Origin of the sequence: Streptomyces sp. NPDC102270, assembly GCF_044766405.1 — a bacterium.
GTDB lineage: Bacteria > Actinomycetota > Actinomycetes > Streptomycetales > Streptomycetaceae > Streptomyces.
The window spans coordinates 253,873-270,986 of sequence record NZ_JBIWLX010000003.1 but is presented as its reverse complement, the minus strand read 5'-3'; the positions used below and the strand labels follow the sequence as shown (position 1 = coordinate 270,986).

Genomic DNA, 17,114 nt, shown 5'->3' with positions numbered 1-17,114 from the left:
CGCACTCACCGCCAGAACCCGGCGGCCGACGGATCACCTCCTACGACACGCGCGCCGAACCGGAGCGGTTACGGGGACAGAGGCCCGGCCCACCCGACCACGCCGCCACCCCCGAGAGCCGGTCAAACTGCGGGCCCCCGGGCGGCAGCCGCTGTTCGCACTCACCGCCAGAATGCGGCGGCCGACGGATCACCTCCTACGACACGCGCCCCGAACCGGAGCAGTTGTGGTGCGACGTGCGGCCCGCTCGGCCGGGTCAGCTGACTGTCTGCGACACGGTGATGGCGGCCACGGGGCAGGCGCGGGCGGCCTCCCGGACCATGGGGTCGCCGCCACCGTCCGCCCTGCCGGGCAGGAGCGTGCTGAAGCCGTCGTCGTCCTGGGTGAAGACGCCCGGGGCGGCCAGCGCGCACTGGCCCGCCCCGATACAGGCGTCCTTGTCGATGTCGATGTGCATCGCCGGAGCCTCCTACCAGGTCACGGGGAGTTCCAGCATCCCCTGGATGGTGTCGCCGGGTTTGAAGGGGATCTTCTCGGCGGGGGCGGCGAGTCGCAGGGTGGGCAGCCGGTCGAAGAGGGTGCGCAGGGCGATCTCCAGTTCGGCGCGGGCCAGGTTCTGGCCGAGGCACTGGTGGATGCCGAAGCCGAACCCGATGTGGTGCCGGGCGGGCCGGTGCCAGTCGAGGGTGTCGGGGTCGGCGTAGACGTCCTCGTCGCGGTTGACGACCGAGGTCGAGAAGACGACGCCCTCACCGGCGCGGATCGTCGTCCCGGACATCTCGATGTCCTCCAGGGCCATCCGCAGCAGTCCGTCGGCGATCGACAGCATCCGCATGAGCTCCTCGACCGCGTTCGGGATCAGCGCGGGGTCGGTGCGCAACTCGGCCAGTTGTTCGGGGTGTTGGAGGAGGGTGAAGGTGCCGAGCGAGATCATGTTGGCGGTCGTCTCATGGCCGGCGACCAGCAGGATGATCGCCAGCGCGATCAGATCCTCACGGTTCAGCTCCCCGTCCCGCAGTTGCCCGTGGACGAGCTCGTCGAGCACGCCGTCGCCGGGCTCCGGTTGTCTCTGTTTCCGGTTGATCAGTTCGTCGACGTACTCCTCGAGTTGGTCGCGGGCGTCCATGACGTCGTCGGCCGTGGGGCCGCGCAGCAGGCGCCGGGACTGTCCTTCGAAGAAGTCGTGGTCGGTGTAGGGAACGCCGAGCAGGGCGCAGATCACGGTCGAGGGGACGGGCAGCGCGAAGGCGCTCACCAGTTCGGCGGGCGGCCCCAGGGCGATCATCGCGTCGATGCGTTCGTCGACGATCTCCTGGATGCGGGGGCGGAGTTCGGTGGCCCGGCGGAGCGTGAAAGCGGGGACCATCATGCGTCGCTGGACGCGGTGTTCGGGGTCGTCGACGCCCAGCAGCGCGGTCCTCCGGTTCCTGATCCCCGCGAAGCGTGCCGTGGGCGCGGGGAAGCCTTCGCGGGTGCGGTCGGTGGACAGCCGGGGGTCGGCGAGCAGGGCGCGCGCGGTGCCGTGTCCGGTGACCAGCCAGGCCGGACGGCCGTCGAAGAGGGTGATCCGGGACAGCGGGCGGGCGGCGCGCAGGGGGTCGTAGGCGGTGGGCGGGTGGTAGGGGCAGGTCCTGTCCTGGGGGAAGGCGACGGGTTCCGTTTCCGTCATGGAAGACCTCGCAGACGAAGGGTGCGTCGTGCAGATCTTCATTAGATGCCCCAGGCATCTATAGGGCGACGAGAAGTTCGGCCAGATCGGTGGCGGCGTCGATCTGGCCGGAGATCGTCGCCGTGGGGCGGGGAGGCGGAGGGCTGTGTTGGCGGCGGGGCGGCCGTGGCGTGGAACTTCGGCTGCCGCGGTTCGCCTGCCGACCTCGGTATCCGGCCACGCCGAGCCCGGAGGGTCCACTTCCCGGTGGCCATGAAACGCGCTCTGCCTCACCCGCGCGGCGACCGATTGCCCGACACGTAGTGCCGGTCGGGTCTCCCGGGGAACCCGTTGGGGATGATTCCCGTTCAGGACGGTGTTGAAATCACCTGCGGGAACCCGTAGCACACAGCGAGGAGACGACGACCATGCCTCTTGAGGGCGAGTACGAGCCCAGCCCGACCCAGTGGGTGCGCGAGCAGGTGGAGTTGTACGAGAGCTCCGGCGGCACCAAGGGGAACACGCTCATGGACACGGGGATGCCGGTCATCATCCTGACGACCCGTGGCGCGAAGAGCGGCAGTATCCGCAAGACGCCGCTGATGCGGGTCGAGCACGAGGGGCGTTACGCGGTGGTCGCCTCGCTGGGCGGCGCGCCCAAGCACCCGGTCTGGTACCACAACGTCAAGGCCGACCCGCATGTCGAACTCCAGGACGGCGCGGTCAAGCGGGACTTCGTCGCCCGCGAGATCACCGGCGCGGAGAAGGACGAGTGGTGGGAGCGGGCCGTCGCGGCGTACCCGCCGTACGCCGACTACCAGAAGAAGACGGACCGGGTGATTCCCGTCTTCGTTCTGGAGCCCGTCGACGGGGACTGACCCGCCTCGAAGAAATCTTCAGCCACTTCGCATGATCCGGCTCCGGCCGGGCACCCGTGCGTCAGGCCCCGCCGCGTTCCCCCGTCGCGGCGGGGCTTTCTCGTGCCTCCTCGGCCGGCCGGTCGGTCACGTCGAGGAAGATCTGGTCCGCCTCGGCCACGGTCCGGGAGACGGACCGCTTGATGCGTACGGCGACCTCCTCGACCCGCTCGCTGTCCAGGCCCGGCACCAGGTCGACCCGGGCGGCCACCAGGACCGAGTCCAGCCCCATCTTCATGGTGAACAGCGCCTCCACGCTGTCGATCTCGGGCTGCGCGTCCAGTACGGCCCGGATCTTGGCACTGGACTCCGGGTCGGCCGCCTCACCGATGAGCTGCCCCTTGGCCTCGCGGCCCAGCCGGTAGGCCACGTAGACGAGCAGCACGCCGATGGCCAGTGAGGCGGACGCCTCCCACACCACCTGCCCGGTGACCATGTGCAGCGCCATGCCGATCATGGCCAGCGTCACCCCGAGCACCGCCGTGCCGTCCTCGGCGACGACCGTGCGCAGCGCCGGGTCACGCATGCCCTGCGCGACCCCACCCTGCTTGTGCACCTGGTGCAGCGCCCGCAGCAGCGAGACTCCCTCGGCGAGGAGGGCCACGCCCAGCACGATGAGGCCGGCCACATAGCCGCTGAACGTCTCCTCGGCGCCGTTGCGCAGCGCCTCCACGCCCTGGAAGAAGGAGAAGCAGCCGCCCATCACGAAGATCCCGACCGCCGCGATCAGCGACCAGAAGAACCGCTCCTTGCCGTAGCCGAAGGGATGGCGCCGGTCGGCTGGGCGGCGGCTGCGGCGCAGCGCGGCCAGCAGGAAGACCTCGTTGAGGCTGTCCGCGACGGAGTGCGCCGCCTCCGACAGCAGCGCGGGCGAGCCCGCGAGGAGGCCGCCCACTGCCTTGGCCACGGCGATCACCAGGTTCGCCGCGAGTGCCACCAGTACGGTGACGCGTGTTTTCCGGTCCGCTTTGTCGTTCGTCGTTGTCCCGCTCACCCACGGCGACTGCCCGCCTACCGGGTACTCACACCGTGCCGATTCCGGAAAACGGGGAACGCGTCCAGGACAGGCGTCAGACAGGAGGAAGCATGGGCAGCGCCGACGACGGCAACAGCGCGTACGGCCACAAGGCGTTCAAGCGGTCCAAGAGCCACTTCGCGGACCGGGTCACCGCCGACGGCCGGGACGGCTGGCCGGTGGAGGCCGGCCGCTACCGCCTGGTGGTCAGCCGCGCGTGCCCCTGGGCGAGCCGGGCGGTGATCTCGCGACGACTGCTCGGGCTCGAGGACGCGCTCTCGATGGCGATCGCCGACCCGATCCAGGACGACCGCAGCTGGCGTTTCACCCTGGACCCGGACGGCCGCGACCCGGTGCTCGGCATCCGCTACCTCAGCGAGGCCTACGACAAGCGGGAGCATGGCTATCCCGGCGGGGTGAGTGTGCCCGCGCTCGTGGACATTCCCAGCGGAAAGCTCGTCACCAACGACTACCAGCAGCTCACCCTGGACCTCGCCACCGAGTGGACGGCCCTGCACCGGGAGGGAGCGCCCGATCTGTACCCGCGGGCGCTGCGCGACGAGATCGACACGGTGATGGCGGACGTCTACGAGGACGTCAACAACGGCGTGTACCGGGCGGGTTTCGCCAGCAGGCAGGAGGAGTACGAGGAGGCGTGCGCGGGCGTGTTCCGCCGGCTCGACCTGCTGACACCGCGGCTGGCTCGGCAGCGGTATCTGGTCGGGGACACCATCACCGAGGCGGACATCCGCCTGTTCACCACACTGGTGCGTTTCGACGCCGTCTACCACGGTCACTTCAAGTGCAACCGCTGGAAGCTGGCGGAGAACGAGGTGCTGTGGGCGTACGTCCGCGACCTCTACCAGACGCCGGGCTTCGGTGACACCGTCGATTTCGACCACATCAAGCGGCACTACTACCAGGTGCACACCGGTATCAACCCGACCGGCATCGTGCCGCTCGGGCCGGACCTGGCGGGCTGGCTGACGCCGCATCACCGTGAGGAGCTCGGCGGCCGTCCGTTCGGCGACGGGTCCCCGCCGGGCCCGGTGCCGACGGCCGAGGCGGTCCCGGCGCACCACCGACCCACCACTGAGCAAGGAGATTGACGTGGCAAAGAAGAAGAAGCTGCCCCTCGCCTACAAGCCTCTCGGCTTCGTACTCGGCTGGACGAGCGGAACGCTGGCGGGACTGGCCTTCCAGAAGACCTGGAAGGCCATCCGGCACGAGGACAACGCGCCCGACGCCCTGGACCGTGACCGCGGCTGGGGAGAGATCCTGCTGGCTGCGGCGGTCCAGGGCGCCATCTTCGCCGTGGTTCGCAGCGCGGTGGACCGCGCGGGCGCCACAGCCATCGAACGCTCCACCGGAGTCTGGCCGGCCGACGACAAGGGCGGCCGCGACTGACTCAGCCCTGCTTGGGCGCGGTCGGGGTGACCAGGCGCACGGTGAAGGAGTGTCCGGCGGGGTCGGCGTAGCCGCGTTCCTCGAACGGCCCCGCCACGTCCTTCGTCTCCAGCGGACGCCCGCCGAGCTCCACCACCTTGCGTTCGACCGCGTCCAGGTCCTCCACCACGAAGTCGATGTGGGCCTGGAGGGAGTTCTCGGGGCGGGGCCAGCTCGGCGGTGTGGCGTTCACGTCACGGCGGAACGCCAGCCGGAAGCCGTCGGCTCCCCTGATTTCCACGCGGTTCGCAGTCGCGTCGGTCTGCTCGGCCGCCAGCAGCTCCTTGTAGAACACGGCGAGCTTCTCGGGCTCGGCACAGTCGAGCACGACGACCCCCGCTTTCACCAGTGCCATGTCTCCTCCGAAGGGTATGGCCACGGGGTGTTGGCGCCCCGCGGCCCTACCTTGCGGATATCCCGGCACGGCCGATTCAGTCGGCGACCCGCCACTGTCCGTCCCGCATCAGCTCACGCCCGGTGAGCTCGTCGGCCTCCCGCCAGGCCTGCACCCGCCGCGGGCGGACGCGGAAGTACAGGTAGGGCGTGGTGAGCTGTCGGGGGTCGAAGCCGGTCCGCTCGGCGAACCGGTCCCCCTCCTCCTGGCTCAACTCGGCCTGGGTGATGGTCTCGACGGTCCCTTCGATCATCGCGACGTCCCGGGTGGGCCCGAGACCGAGCCGTACTCTGCCGGTCGCCTTAAGGTTCCGTCCGGTGGGGCTGGCGGCCGGGGTGGCGAGGAGGAGGGTGGAGCCGTCCCAGAGGAACGAGAGCGGGACGAGGTACGGCACCCCCGAGGCGTCGTCCGGGGCCGTGGCGACCCAGACGTCCTGATCGTGCTCCAGTCGGTGCAGGGTGTCCTGCTTGCGCTGCTTGGCGGGACGTGGCGACTGCTCGGCCATCGGTGTGCGTCCTCCTGCTGGCTGCCGGATCATCAACTGACGGTGTCAGTCTGGCCGTTCAAACCGGTTTCCACCTCCGCCTCTCGACCTGGGACGTGCCGCAGCGTCACGGTGTGGGCCCCGAATCCCTGGCGCTCGTAGAAGCGGATCGCCTCGGCGTTGGCCGCGTAGGCGGCGACTTCCGCCTGCACGGCGCCCTGCGCCCCGGCCCAGGCCAGGAACTCCTCCACCAGGCGGGCACCGAGCCGCGCGCGCCGCTGGGCCGGGCGGACGTACAGGCCGTTCAGCATGGCCGACTTCACCGGCCGCACGGCCGTGGGCTCGGTCAGGGATCCGGTCAGGTGTCCGACCACGTCGCCGTCGTGCTCCACCACCAGAACGAGCCGTGCCGGGTCGGCCAGGGCCGCCGTGAACGAGGCGGCTCCGTGCTCGCGCGGCCAGCCGGCGTCGACGCTCGGGTCCCTGGTTCCGGCGTCCTCGGCGAACAGACCCGCGCTGGAGGCAACCAGCCCCGGGACGTCGTCGGGGCGGGCGCGGCGGACGGTCAGGGCTTCCTCGGTGGTCATGGCGCTCACGCTAGCGTTCGGCACCGACAGGGCGACTTCCTGGACGGATGTCCAGCTATAGTGGGCACCTGTCCAAGAAGTGGGGAAAGCTGATGGAGATCCTGGCGAACGTGCTGGTCGGTCTGGTGGCGGCGCTGCATGTGTACATCCTGGTGATGGAGATGTTCCTGTGGCAGAAGAAGCCGGGGATGTCCTTCCACGGGTTCGACCGGGAGATGGCCCGGGCCACCGCCCCGTTGGCCGCCAATCAGGGGCTCTACAACGGGTTCCTCGCGGCGGGGCTGGTGTGGGGGCTCGTCGCCGGGGATCCGACGGGGTTCCGGGCGCAGGTGTTCTTCCTCGCGTGCGTGATCGTCGCCGGCGTGTACGGCGCCGTCACCGCCAACGTCCGGATCCTCGCCGCCCAGGCGTTGCCCGGCGCTCTCGCCCTGACCGCCGTCCTCGTGGCGCAGTGACCCGCCCCGCCCCCGAGGACCCGCGGGCGGCCCGCACCCGGGCGCGGCTGCGGGAGGCGCTGCTCGCGGAGTGCGCCGAGCGGCCGCTGGAGGAGGTCGGCGTGGCCGCGCTGGTCCGGCGGGCCGGGGTCGGCCGGGCCACCTTCTACGTGCACTACGACGGCCTGGAGGGGCTCGCCGTCGACGCGTGCGCTGATGTCGTACGGGATGCCGTGGAGGCGCTGCACGCTTGGCGCGGGCGGCCCGACCCGGTGCACGCGCCGCCCGCGCTCGGGGAGTTCTTCGCCTCGCTCGCCCCGCACGCCGCCCTGTACCGGTCCCTGCTCGCCCCGGGCGGCGGCGGACCGCTCGGCGCGGTCCTGCACCGGGATCTGAGGGCCTACAGCCTGCGGGAGCGGGAGCTCGCCGGGGCCGCCGACGCCCCGCTGGTCGCCTCCGCGGTCGCGGCCACCTTCGCCGGTGTCCTCGCCGACTGGCTGCACGGCCTGCTCGACGCCACCGCCGCCGAAATCGCCGACCAGGCGTGGCAGTTGCTGGTCGCCCTGCACGCCAGCCGGTGAACTCGCCTCACTTGCAGGCCACATGCTGCTTGAGCAGGGGCCATGCCTCGACGCCGTCAGGTGTGCGGACGTACGCCGTTCCGCGGTCACCGGTCAGCCACAACTCCCGGTCCTCGTAGCGGTATCCGGTGTCGTGGGCGTTCACCGGCAGGGCGACCGAGCCGTCGTAGGCCGCGGTGAGCATGCCGGGTTCGAGCAGGCCCTGCGGGTCACGGCCGTACCTGCGCCCGCCGAGGTCGAGGAAGTGCACCTTCCGCCAGCCGCAGTGGTCGTCCCCCGCACCGCTGCTCACCACGGTGGTCGGCACCCGCCGGCCCGCGCGGTCGGTCCAGATCTCGTAACCGTGGGAGGCGGTCCAGCCGGCCGGGAGTTCGGACGGGTCGCAGGACGCGCTGGTCTCCGGGCCCCAACCGGGCCTGTCCTCCTGCTCCTTGGCGACCACGACCGCCACCTTGGTCCGGCCGTCGACGTCGTAGGAGTACAGCAGGCGGTCCGCCTCCCGGCGCTCGACGCGGTAGCCGGATCGGGGGTCGCCCGGGTCGAACAGGTCGAAGTACAGCTTCAGCCCTTCCTCCGGGCTGTCCCCGCCGTCGTCCCTGCTCCAGCCGTCGGGGCCGTTGCCGTTGTGGATCTCCCCGGCGCACTCCAGGGCCCGGCCCGCGGCCCCGGAGGCGAGCCGCAACGCCTGCGGTGTGTGCTCGTCGAGTTCTTTCGTGGGAAGGTCCATCGGCCCGTCGTAGGGCCTGGCCGGTGCGGTGCCCTCGACCACCACGCCCTCCCTGGACTCGCACCCCACGACCGTCATGGCCACGGCCGCCAGCACCGCCCACAGCCCTCTGCGCATTCCCGCCCCCTGCACCCCGCCCGCCTTCATGATCCTTCGACGCCGGGGCGGCCGGGAACGTTCAGCGCGCCGCCGTCTGGAACGTGCGCCGGTACACCTGCGGTGACACGCCGATCGCCGCGTGCAGGTGCTGGCGCAGGGACGCGCCCGTGGCGAAGCCGACGCGGCCGGCGATCTGGTCGACCGACAGATCGCTGGACTCCAGGAGGTGCCGGGCCCGGGCGACGCGCTGCTGGATGAGCCAGCGGCCGGGGCTCATGCCCACCTCGTCGTTGAAGCGGCGGGCAAAGGTGCGCAGGCTCATCCGGGCGTGGGCGGCCAGGTCGCCCAGGGTCAGGGGCTCGTCCAGGCGTTCCAGCGCCCAGGAGCGGGTCCCGGCCGTGCTCGCCGCGCCCTGTTCCGGGACCGGCTGCTCGATGTACTGGGCCTGGCCACCGTCCCGGAACGGTGGGACCACACAGCGGCGGGCGACGGTGTTGGCGAGTTCGCTGCCGTGGTCCTTGCGGACGAGGTGCAGGCAGACGTCCACGCCGGAGGCGGCCCCGGCCGAGGTGAGAATACGGCCGTCGTCGACGAAGAGCACGTCGGGGTCGAGGTCGACGTGCGGGTATGTGATCCGGAACACGTCCGCGAGCTGCCAGTGGGTCGTCGCCCGGCGGCCTTCCAGGAGACCGGCCGCGGCGAGGACGAAGGCGCCCGTGCAGATGGAGACGATCCGGGCGTCGGGGCGGACGTACGCGAGGGCCTCACGCACCTCCTCCGGGAGCTCGGCGGGCATCCGCTCGGGCGAGACGGGCGCGATCACCACGGTGTCAGCGGTGGCGAGGATCTCGGGTCCGTGCTCGACGCCGATGGTGAAGTCGGCGTTGCTGCGCACCGGTCGGCCGTCGACCGTGCAGGTCATCACCTCGTACCGGCCGTCGGCGGCGCCGAGGATCCGGCTGGGGATGCCCAGCTCGAAGGGGTACACGCCGTCCAGGGCCAGCACCACGACCCGCTCGGTCCGCTCCACATGTCGCATGGCACGATCCTATCGAAGCTTGGCAATCGTGCCATTTCCCGAACGGGCGGGGCCGGGCAGGCTGGACGACCATGAGCACTGTGAACACCATGCGAGCCATCAGCCAGGACATCCTCGGCGGTCCCGAGGTCCTCAAGGAGATCGAGGTCGAACGCCCCGAGCCGCGGCCCAACCAGGTACTGGTCCGGGTGCGGGCGGCCGGTCTGAACCCGACCGACTGGAAGCACCGCGCCACCGGTGGTTTCCTCGGCGAGCCGCCGTTCGTCCTCGGCTGGGACGTCTCCGGCGTGGTCGAGGCGGTCGGCATCGGCGTCGCCACCTTCGAGCCCGGCGACGAGGTCTTCGGCATGCTGCCCTACCCGTGGGGCCACGGTTCGCACGCCGAGTACGTGATCGCGCCGGTGCGGGCCCTCACGCACAAGCCGGCGTCGATCGACCACACCCAGGCGGGCGCGCTGCCCCTCGTGTCGCTGACCGCGTGGCAGGCGCTGGTGGAGAACGCCGAACTGCGGCCCGGGCAGCGGGTGTTGATCCACGCGGCGGCCGGCGGGGTGGGTCATGTGGCCGTGCAGATCGCCAAGGCGCGGGGCGCGTATGTGATCGGTACCGCGAGCGCGGGCAAGCACGACTTCCTGCGCGAGCTGGGCGCAGACGAGGTGATCGACTACCGGGACACGGACTTCGCCGAGGCGGTGAAGGACGTCGACGTCGTACTGGACACGCTGGGCGGCGAGACGTCCGTGCGTTCGCTGCGGGTGCTGCGGCCGGGCGGGATCGTGGTGTCGATCATCCCGGTCGGCTCGGACGAGTTCGGCGAGGAGGCCGAGCGGCTCGGCGTCAGGGCCGTGCGGATGCTCGTCGACGCGGACCGCGCCGGGATGAACGCGATCGTGGACCTGGTGGAGAAGGGCGAGCTGCGGGCCACGATCGCGGGCACGTTCCCGTTGGCCGATGCCGCCGAGGCCCACAGGCTCGGCGACACCGGCCGTACCACCGGGAAGCTGGTCCTGGTGGTCGACTGACGGACCCCTCAGAACGTCAGCACGGGCTTGATCGCCTTGCCGGCGCGCATGTCCCGTACCGCCTGGTCGATGTCCGCGAACGGATAGGCGCTGATCAGGCGGTGCAGCGGGAGGCGCCCCTCCTTCACCAGGCGGACCAGGGCGGGGATGAAGCTCTGTGTCTCGGCGTCGCCGAGGGTGAGTCCGACGACCCGCTTGCCGCCGAGCAGCCCGTTGACGTCCAGGGAGACCTCGGTGCCGAACGGCGGGGCGCCGACGACGACCAGCGTGCCGCGCGCGCCGAGCGCGTCGACGCCCTGGCGCAGGACGCTCACGTTGCCCGTGGTCTCCACGATGCCGTCCGCGCCCTGCCCGCCGGTGATCGCGGCGAGCGCCTCGCCGAGGTCCTCCGCGTCGGCGTCGACGGTGTGGGTGGCACCCAACTCCTTTGCCAGGGCGAGTCGTTCGCCGAACCGGTCGACGGCGACGATCGTCGTGGCGGGGGTGAGGGCGGCGGCCATGACCGCGGACAGGCCCACCGCTCCGGCGCCGAGCACGACGATCGTGGCACCGGTGACCGGCTTCAGTACGTTCCACACGGCGCCGACGCCGGTCTGGACACCGCAGCCGAGCGGGGCGATGGACTCCAGCGGCACGTCAGGGTCGACCTTGACGAGGCTGCGCTCGTCGACCAGGGCGCGCTCGGCGAACGAGGACTGGCCGAAGAAGTGTCCGCCGAGCGGCTCACCGTCGCGGCTGATGGTGCTGGTGCCGTCGGCCCGGCGGCCGCCGAGGAGGTTCAGCGGCAGCCAGGTGGCGCAGTAGGCGGGGTGGCCGCCGTCGCAGTTGCGGCAGTCGCCGCAGGACGTGAACGACAGCACGACATGGTCGCCGGGAGATACGCCGGTGACGGCCGAGCCGACCGCCTCGACGACTCCCGCGCCCTCGTGCCCGAGGACGCCGGGCAGCGGGAAGGGCAGTCCGCCGCTCGCCACGCCGAGGTCGGTGTGGCACAGGCCGGTGGCGACCATGCGGACGAGGGCCTCACGGGGGCCGGGCTCGTCGAGGATGACGTCGGAGAGGGTGAAGGGTGCGCCGCCGGACTCGACGACCGCGGCACGGGTGGTGAGGGACATCGCGGGAACTCCTTGGTAGTGCTCAGTCGAGCGAGACGACGACGGACTTGACCCTGGTGTAGGCGTCGAGCGCCTCGGGGCCGTACTCGCGGCCGTAGCCGGAGTCCTTGACCCCTCCGAAGGGCACCGCGGGATCGAGCATCGCCCAGTCGTTGACCCAGACGATGCCCGCCTGGAGGCGGTCGGCGACCCGGTGCGCGCGGGCCAGGTTGGTCGTCTGCACGCCCGAAGCCAGTCCGTACGGCGTGGAGTTGGCGAGGGCGACGGCCTCGTCCTCGGTGTCGAAGGGCTGCACGGTCAGGACCGGACCGAAGATCTCCTCCTGCACGACCCGGGAGTCGTTGGAGAGGTCGGCGATCACGGTGGGCTTGTAGTAGAAGCCCCCGTCGAGGTCGAGGCGTTCACCGCCGCAGACGATCCGGCCGCCCTCCTTGCGGGCCAGGTCGACGTACTCCTCGACCTTCTTCAGGTGCTTCTCCCCCGCCATCGGACCCACGACGGTCCCGGGGTCGCGCGGGTCGCCGACCGGCACGCCGGGCACGGCGTCGGCGAGGATGCCGAGCAGGGTGCTGTGGACCGAGCGGGCCACGAGCAGGCGCGGACCACCCATGCAGAACTGGCCGGTGTTGAAGACGAACGCCTTGATGATCGCGCCGACCGCCTTCTCCAGGTCGGCGTCCTCGAAGACGATGTTGGCCGCGTTGCCGCCGAGCTCCATGGTGACGGGCTTGAGCGCCTCGCCCGCCGTCGCCGCCACGTGCCGGCCGATCGCGGTGGAGCCGGTGAAGGCGACCTTGTCGACCCCGCGGTGGCGCAGCAGGGCCTCGCCGGCCACCGGCCCGGCGCCGGTGACCACGTTGACGACACCGTCCGGGACGCCGGCCCGCTGGAACAGTCCGGCCATGTAGAGGGCGCTGAGCGGGGTCTCGTCGGCCGGCTTGTGCACGACCGTGTTGCCGGCGGCGAGCGCGGGACCGATCTTGGAACCGGCGAGGATCAGCGGGAAGTTGAACGGGGTGATCGCGGCGACCACGCCGAGCGGCTCGCGCTTGGTGTACGCGAGGGCGTTCATGGGCGTGTTGCGGACGGAGCCGTCCAGGGAGTGGGCGAGGGCCGCGAAGTGCTCGTAGTCGTTGGCCGCGTTGGTCACGTCCACCGCGTGGCACAGCGAGATCGGCTTGCCGACGTCCAGGCTCTCCAACTGGGCGAGTTCGTCGGCGTTCTCGCGGATCAGCTCGGCGACCCGGTGCAGGATCCGGCCCCGCTCGCGACCGCTGAGGCCGGACCAGGCGCCGTCGTCGAAGGTCTCCCGGGCGGCGCGCACGGCCGCGTCCACGTCGGCGGCTCCGGCCTCCGCGACGGTGGTGACGACCGCGCCCCGGGACGGGTCGACCACCTCGGTGCGCGCACCGTCGGCGGCCTCACGCCACTGGCCGCCCACAAACAGCCGTCCGGGTTCGATCTCGATGGGGGACATCGCGGCTCCTCAGCTTCGTCGCCAAGATTTCAACAAACAGGATTCCTGTTGGTTCGCAGTCTCTTTACAGACAGGTTTCCTGTCAATGGTCTAGCCTGAACCCATGCTCGACACACAGCTGACCAAGGCGCCCCCGTCACTCCTCTACATGGTGAAACAGGTGGAGCTCGTCGTCCGTTCCCATCTGGACGACCTGGTCAGACCCTCCGGGATCACCGCCCTTCAGTACACGGCCCTCACGGTGCTGGAGCGGCACGACGGACTGTCGGCGGCGCAACTGGCCCGGGACTCCTTCGTCACCGCCCAGTCGATCGCCGATCTGGTGCGCTCCCTGGAGACCCGCGGACTGGTGCGCCGGGAGCGCAATCCGAAGAACCGGCGCGAACTGCTGATCCTGCTGACCGAGGAGGGGCGCGCGCTGCTCGCCCAGCACGAGGGTCCCGTGCGGGAGCTGGAGGAGCGGATGGTGCGGGACCTCACCGCGCACCAGACCGAGCAGTTCCGTCAAGCACTGACCAGGGCCTGGCACGCCCTGTCGTGAGCCGGGCGCGAGCCCCGCGTGAACCCGGTGCGAACCGACGGTCGCAATTCGAAGACATATGTCAATCGAACATGCTCAAATTCGCTCCACCGAGGGTAACTTGCAGTGCGGGGAACGGATTCGCGCGCCCCCGGGCACGGTCGGTTGGAGGCGATGTCGTCGTGCAGCAGGAACCCGCACCGCCGTCCCGGCATCTGCGCATCCACCAGGACCGCGGTCACACCGTGCTGGAGTTCCGCGGGGAGATCGACATCGCCGCGACCGTGGAGCTTCTCCCCCATATGGACCAGGTCACGGGGCAGCCCGACGCGCAGCTCGTCATCGACCTCAGTCGCGTGGAGTTCTTCGACTGCTCCGGCCTGCGGCTGCTGTACCGGGCCCGCGCGCGCGTGCTCGACAACCACGGCAGCCTGCTCCTGGTCTGCACGCACCCGCTCACGCTGCGGATCATCAAGGTGACCGGCCTGGCCCGGCTGCTGCCCCCGCTGCCGTCGCTGGACGCGGCCCTGGGCCAGCCCGAGACGACGTCCGAGACGTTATGACCGTCCGCTACTCAATGATCGTCCGCTACTCACTGCGGGGCGAGTCGAACAGGGCGCTGACGGACTCGCCGTTGTGAATGCGCCGTACGGCCTCGGCGAGCGCCGGGGCGATGGACAGGATCCGCAACTTGTCGGTGCGTTCCTCGACGGGGACCGGCACGGTGTTGGTGCACACGATCTCCAGTACGTCGGGCTGCTCGCCGATCCTCTTGAGGGCACCGTCGGCGAAGAGCCCGTGCGTGCACGCGACCCGGATGGAGCGCGGGCCCAGCTCGCGCAGCCTGTCGAGCAGTTCCAGGACCGTGCTGCCCTTGGCGATCTCGTCGTCCAGCACGATGACGTCCCGTCCGGCGACCTCGCCGATGACGTCGCTGATGCTGACCCGGTCGTCGGCGAACCGCTGCTTGGCACCCGCGGCCACCTGCGCGCCGATGAGCCGGGCGAAGGCGGCCGCCTCCTTGGCGTTGCCGAGGTCCGGGGAGACCACGGTGGTGCGGGTCAGGTCGTACTGCCGGAAGTGCGCGGCCAGCTCCCGCAGGGCGTGCAGATGGTCGACGGGCACCGAGAAGAAGCCGTGCACCTGCGGGGAGTGCAGGGTCATGGCGAGAACACGGCTCGCGCCGGCCGACACCATCAGGTCGGCGACGAGGCGTCCGCCCAGTGAGATGCGGGGCGCGTCCTTCTTGTCGGAGCGGGCGTAGGAGTAGTGCGGCATGACCACGGTGATCCGGCGCGCGGAGGCACCACGGGCCGCGTCGCACATCAGCAGCAGCTCCACCAGGTGCTCCTGGACCGGCCTGACCAGCGGCTGGACGAGGAAGACGTCCCGCTCCCGGCAGTTGGCCTGAAGCTGCACCTCCAGGCAGTCGTTGGCGAACCGGCTGACCCGGGTGGGACTGAGCGGCACCCCCAGATGCGCGCAGACCTCAGCCGCCAGCTCGGGGTGGGCGCTACCGCTGAACACGGCGATGTCTCGCACGGACCTGCTCCTATGATGATCATCTCGGGTTGCCCGGCTCATGCTACTGGCCCGCCCGCCGACCGCCCGGCCGGCGAAATTGGGTTGCGGTGCCCCGACCGGCGGATGCCATCATGGCCAGGTCCGAGTTCCCTCACGTCAGGATCCCTCGCATGCGCCGACTCCTCGAATCGACCCAGCGCCCCCTTCGGCCCACGGTTCTCGAGGACTCGACCGCGTATGCACACCCTGAACATCGGAATTCTGGCCCACGTCGACGCCGGTAAGACCAGCCTCACCGAGCGGCTGCTGTTCCAGCACGGCGCGATCGACCGGCTGGGCAGCGTCGACACCGGTGACACCCGCACCGACGACGGTGCGATCGAGCGGCAGCGCGGCATCACCATCCGCTCCGCGGTCGCCTCGTTCACCGTCGGTGACACCCGGATCAACCTCATCGACACCCCGGGGCACTCGGACTTCATCGCGGAGGTCGAGCGCGCCCTGGAGGTCCTCGACGGGGCGGTCCTGCTGCTGTCCGCCGTGGAGGGCGTACAGGCACAGACCCGGGTGCTGATGCGGACCCTGCGCAGGCTACGGCTGCCCACGCTGATCTTCGTCAACAAGATCGACCGGTCCGGTGCCCGCGACGAGGGCCTGCTCGCCGACATCCGGCGCAGGCTGACGCCGTACGTCGCCCCGCTCACCAAGGTGACGGGCATCGGCACATCCGCCGCCGGAGTGACCGCCCTGCCCGGGGACAGCGGGCTGGCCGAGGCCCTCGCCGAGGTCGACCCGGACATCCTGACGGCGGTCGTGGACGGCCCCGCGCCCACCCCGGACGACCTGCGCGGGGTCCTCGCCGCCCGCACCGCCGACGGCTCCTTCCACCCGGTGTTCTTCGGTTCCGCCCTCGGCGGCCAGGGCGTGCGCGACCTGGTCGAGGGCGTGATCCGGCTGATCCCGGCCGGCCCTGCGACACGAGACGGCGAACCGCGCGGCGCGGTGTTCGCCGTACGCCCCGGACCCGGCGGTGAGCGCACCGCGTATCTGCGGCTGTACGACGGCGAGGTGACGGAGCGTCAGCGGCTGACGTTTCTCAGGCGCGAGGCCGACGGCGCGACCAGCCGGGTCTCCGGGCGGGTGACGCACCTGAACGGACCCCTCACCGCCGGAACCATCGCGGCGCTGACCTTCTCCGCCGGCCTCCGCGTGGGCGACCGCCTCGGTGCACTCACCGACCGCGCGCCGCAGTTCGCTCCCCCGACCCTGGAGACCCTGGTCACCGCCCGCCACCCCGGTCAGGCGGTCCGGCTGCGCTCGGCCCTGCTGGCCCTCGCCGACCAGGACCCCCTGATCCACGTGCGCCCCGCGTCCGCGGGCGCCACCTCGCTGCTCCTGTACGGCGAGGTGCAGATGGAGGTGCTCGCGGCGACCCTCGCCCAGGACTTCGGTGTCGAGGCGGACTTCGAGCCGGGCCGGGTGCGGTACCTGGAGCGGCCGCGCGGCACCGGGGAAGCGTGCGAGGAGTGTCCCTGGCATCTGGGGACCCGTTACTGGGCGACGATCGGACTGCGGGTCGAGCCGGGTGAGCGCGGCTCCGGTGGGGTCTTCGCGTACGAGACCGAACTCGGCGCGCTCCCCCGGGCGTTCCACCAGGCCATCGAGGAGACCGTCCACGCGAGCATGGGCACCGGTCTGAGCGGCGCGGCGGTGACGGACTACCGGGTCACCCTCGTCCGCTCCGGATTCGTCGGGCCCCTCAGCACCGCCGCCGACTTCCGCGGGCTCACGCCGATCGTGCTGCGCCGCGCCCTGGAGCGGGCGGGGACCCGGCTGTTCGAGCCGTACCACGCGTTCGAGGCGGAGGTGCCGCTGGACGCACTGGCTGCGGTCACCGGGCAACTCGCCGCCTGTGGAGCCGAGTTCACGGGCACCACGGGTGGGGCCACGGCATGGGTGATCACCGGCGGGCTCCCGGCGCGGCGGGTGCGGGAGATCGAGCTGCGGCTTCCCGGGCTCACCCGCGGGGAAGGAGTGTGGTGGTCCAGGCCGTCGGGCGACCGTGAACTCAAGCCTCACCAGTAG

20 protein-coding genes are annotated in these 17,114 nt (G+C 71.2%); 9 read left to right on the top strand and 11 right to left on the bottom strand.

Features of this window, described 5'->3' with window-relative positions; translation table 11 throughout:
• Positions 1–256: 256 nt before the first annotated feature.
• Both ACIRP7_RS06660 and ACIRP7_RS06655 read right to left on the bottom strand, forming a co-directional pair.
• Positions 257–457 (bottom strand): ferredoxin, encoded by a 201-nt coding sequence (locus tag ACIRP7_RS06660; protein ID WP_403654728.1) that lies wholly within the window; start codon positions 455–457, stop codon positions 257–259.
• A 12-nt stretch (positions 458–469) separates the two neighbouring features.
• The gene (locus ACIRP7_RS06655) at positions 470–1,669 is read right to left on the bottom strand and encodes a cytochrome P450 (protein ID WP_403654726.1); all 1,200 of its coding nucleotides are present in this window, start codon (positions 1,667–1,669) and stop codon (positions 470–472) included.
• Between the two features lie 407 nt (positions 1,670–2,076).
• On the opposite strand from ACIRP7_RS06655, the gene ACIRP7_RS06650 reads away from it, so the two are divergent.
• Positions 2,077–2,526: a nitroreductase family deazaflavin-dependent oxidoreductase gene (locus tag ACIRP7_RS06650; RefSeq protein WP_352384845.1), complete on the top strand. Its 450-nt coding sequence runs from the start codon at positions 2,077–2,079 to the stop codon at positions 2,524–2,526.
• A 61-nt stretch (positions 2,527–2,587) separates the two neighbouring features.
• On the opposite strand, the gene ACIRP7_RS06645 is transcribed toward ACIRP7_RS06650, so the two are convergent.
• Positions 2,588–3,559, bottom strand: a complete 972-nt coding sequence (locus ACIRP7_RS06645; protein ID WP_403654723.1) for a cation diffusion facilitator family transporter — start codon at positions 3,557–3,559, stop codon at positions 2,588–2,590.
• Between the two features lie 92 nt (positions 3,560–3,651).
• Between ACIRP7_RS06645 and ACIRP7_RS06640 the strand changes: the two genes are divergently transcribed.
• Positions 3,652–4,689 carry a glutathione S-transferase family protein gene (locus tag ACIRP7_RS06640; RefSeq protein WP_403654721.1) on the top strand — a complete coding sequence of 346 codons (1,038 nt, stop codon included), beginning with the start codon at positions 3,652–3,654 and terminating at the stop codon, positions 4,687–4,689.
• 1 nt (position 4,690) lies between these two features.
• A complete protein-coding gene (locus ACIRP7_RS06635) occupies positions 4,691–4,987 on the top strand; it encodes a DUF4235 domain-containing protein (RefSeq protein WP_007386584.1) in 297 nt (98 codons plus the stop codon).
• A gap of 1 nt (position 4,988) precedes the next feature.
• Here the strand turns inward: ACIRP7_RS06635 and ACIRP7_RS06630 are convergent, their stop codons facing one another.
• The 3 genes from ACIRP7_RS06630 to ACIRP7_RS06620 all read right to left on the bottom strand — a co-directional run bounded on the left by ACIRP7_RS06630 (position 4,989) and on the right by ACIRP7_RS06620 (position 6,491).
• Complete coding sequence (locus tag ACIRP7_RS06630; RefSeq protein ID WP_403654719.1) at positions 4,989–5,381, bottom strand: VOC family protein; 393 nt, start codon at positions 5,379–5,381, stop codon at positions 4,989–4,991.
• A gap of 76 nt (positions 5,382–5,457) precedes the next feature.
• The gene (locus tag ACIRP7_RS06625) at positions 5,458–5,925 is read right to left on the bottom strand and encodes a pyridoxamine 5'-phosphate oxidase family protein (RefSeq protein ID WP_403654717.1); all 468 of its coding nucleotides are present in this window, start codon (positions 5,923–5,925) and stop codon (positions 5,458–5,460) included.
• Positions 5,926–5,957: 32 nt separating this feature from the next.
• Positions 5,958–6,491 (bottom strand): GNAT family N-acetyltransferase, encoded by a 534-nt coding sequence (locus tag ACIRP7_RS06620; RefSeq protein ID WP_403654715.1) that lies wholly within the window; start codon positions 6,489–6,491, stop codon positions 5,958–5,960.
• 92 nt (positions 6,492–6,583) lie between these two features.
• On the opposite strand from ACIRP7_RS06620, the gene ACIRP7_RS06615 reads away from it, so the two are divergent.
• Both ACIRP7_RS06615 and ACIRP7_RS06610 read left to right on the top strand, forming a co-directional pair.
• Positions 6,584–6,946 carry a DUF1304 domain-containing protein gene (locus ACIRP7_RS06615; RefSeq protein WP_403655134.1) on the top strand — a complete coding sequence of 121 codons (363 nt, stop codon included), beginning with the start codon at positions 6,584–6,586 and terminating at the stop codon, positions 6,944–6,946.
• A complete protein-coding gene (locus tag ACIRP7_RS06610) occupies positions 6,943–7,506 on the top strand; it encodes a TetR/AcrR family transcriptional regulator (RefSeq protein WP_403654713.1) in 564 nt (187 codons plus the stop codon). Before ACIRP7_RS06615 ends, ACIRP7_RS06610 begins: the two co-directional genes overlap by 4 nt.
• Before the next feature lie 7 nt (positions 7,507–7,513).
• On the opposite strand, the gene ACIRP7_RS06605 is transcribed toward ACIRP7_RS06610, so the two are convergent.
• Complete coding sequence (locus ACIRP7_RS06605; protein ID WP_403654711.1) at positions 7,514–8,350, bottom strand: hypothetical protein; 837 nt, start codon at positions 8,348–8,350, stop codon at positions 7,514–7,516.
• A 61-nt stretch (positions 8,351–8,411) separates the two neighbouring features.
• The gene (locus tag ACIRP7_RS06600; protein WP_403654709.1) at positions 8,412–9,371 is read right to left on the bottom strand and encodes a GlxA family transcriptional regulator; all 960 of its coding nucleotides are present in this window, start codon (positions 9,369–9,371) and stop codon (positions 8,412–8,414) included.
• A 71-nt stretch (positions 9,372–9,442) separates the two neighbouring features.
• Between ACIRP7_RS06600 and ACIRP7_RS06595 the strand changes: the two genes are divergently transcribed.
• On the top strand, positions 9,443–10,393 hold the full coding sequence (locus ACIRP7_RS06595) for an NADP-dependent oxidoreductase (protein WP_403654707.1): 951 nt from the start codon (positions 9,443–9,445) through the stop codon (positions 10,391–10,393).
• Positions 10,394–10,401: 8 nt separating this feature from the next.
• Here the strand turns inward: ACIRP7_RS06595 and ACIRP7_RS06590 are convergent, their stop codons facing one another.
• Positions 10,402–11,508: an NAD(P)-dependent alcohol dehydrogenase gene (locus ACIRP7_RS06590; RefSeq protein WP_403654705.1), complete on the bottom strand. Its 1,107-nt coding sequence runs from the start codon at positions 11,506–11,508 to the stop codon at positions 10,402–10,404.
• A gap of 22 nt (positions 11,509–11,530) precedes the next feature.
• The gene (locus ACIRP7_RS06585) at positions 11,531–12,985 is read right to left on the bottom strand and encodes an aldehyde dehydrogenase family protein (RefSeq protein ID WP_403654703.1); all 1,455 of its coding nucleotides are present in this window, start codon (positions 12,983–12,985) and stop codon (positions 11,531–11,533) included.
• 103 nt (positions 12,986–13,088) lie between these two features.
• Here ACIRP7_RS06585 and ACIRP7_RS06580 point away from each other — a divergent pair, with 103 nt between their 5' ends.
• On the top strand, positions 13,089–13,526 hold the full coding sequence (locus ACIRP7_RS06580) for a MarR family transcriptional regulator (RefSeq protein ID WP_352384822.1): 438 nt from the start codon (positions 13,089–13,091) through the stop codon (positions 13,524–13,526).
• 161 nt (positions 13,527–13,687) lie between these two features.
• Positions 13,688–14,068, top strand: coding sequence for an anti-sigma factor antagonist (locus ACIRP7_RS06575; RefSeq protein WP_403654701.1), 381 nt, complete (start codon positions 13,688–13,690; stop codon positions 14,066–14,068).
• 25 nt (positions 14,069–14,093) lie between these two features.
• On the opposite strand, the gene ACIRP7_RS06570 is transcribed toward ACIRP7_RS06575, so the two are convergent.
• Complete coding sequence (locus ACIRP7_RS06570) at positions 14,094–15,047, bottom strand: ribose-phosphate pyrophosphokinase (protein ID WP_352384818.1); 954 nt, start codon at positions 15,045–15,047, stop codon at positions 14,094–14,096.
• Positions 15,048–15,266: 219 nt separating this feature from the next.
• On the opposite strand from ACIRP7_RS06570, the gene otr(A) reads away from it, so the two are divergent.
• Complete coding sequence (gene otr(A) / locus ACIRP7_RS06565; RefSeq protein ID WP_403654699.1) at positions 15,267–17,114, top strand: tetracycline resistance ribosomal protection protein Otr(A); 1,848 nt, start codon at positions 15,267–15,269, stop codon at positions 17,112–17,114.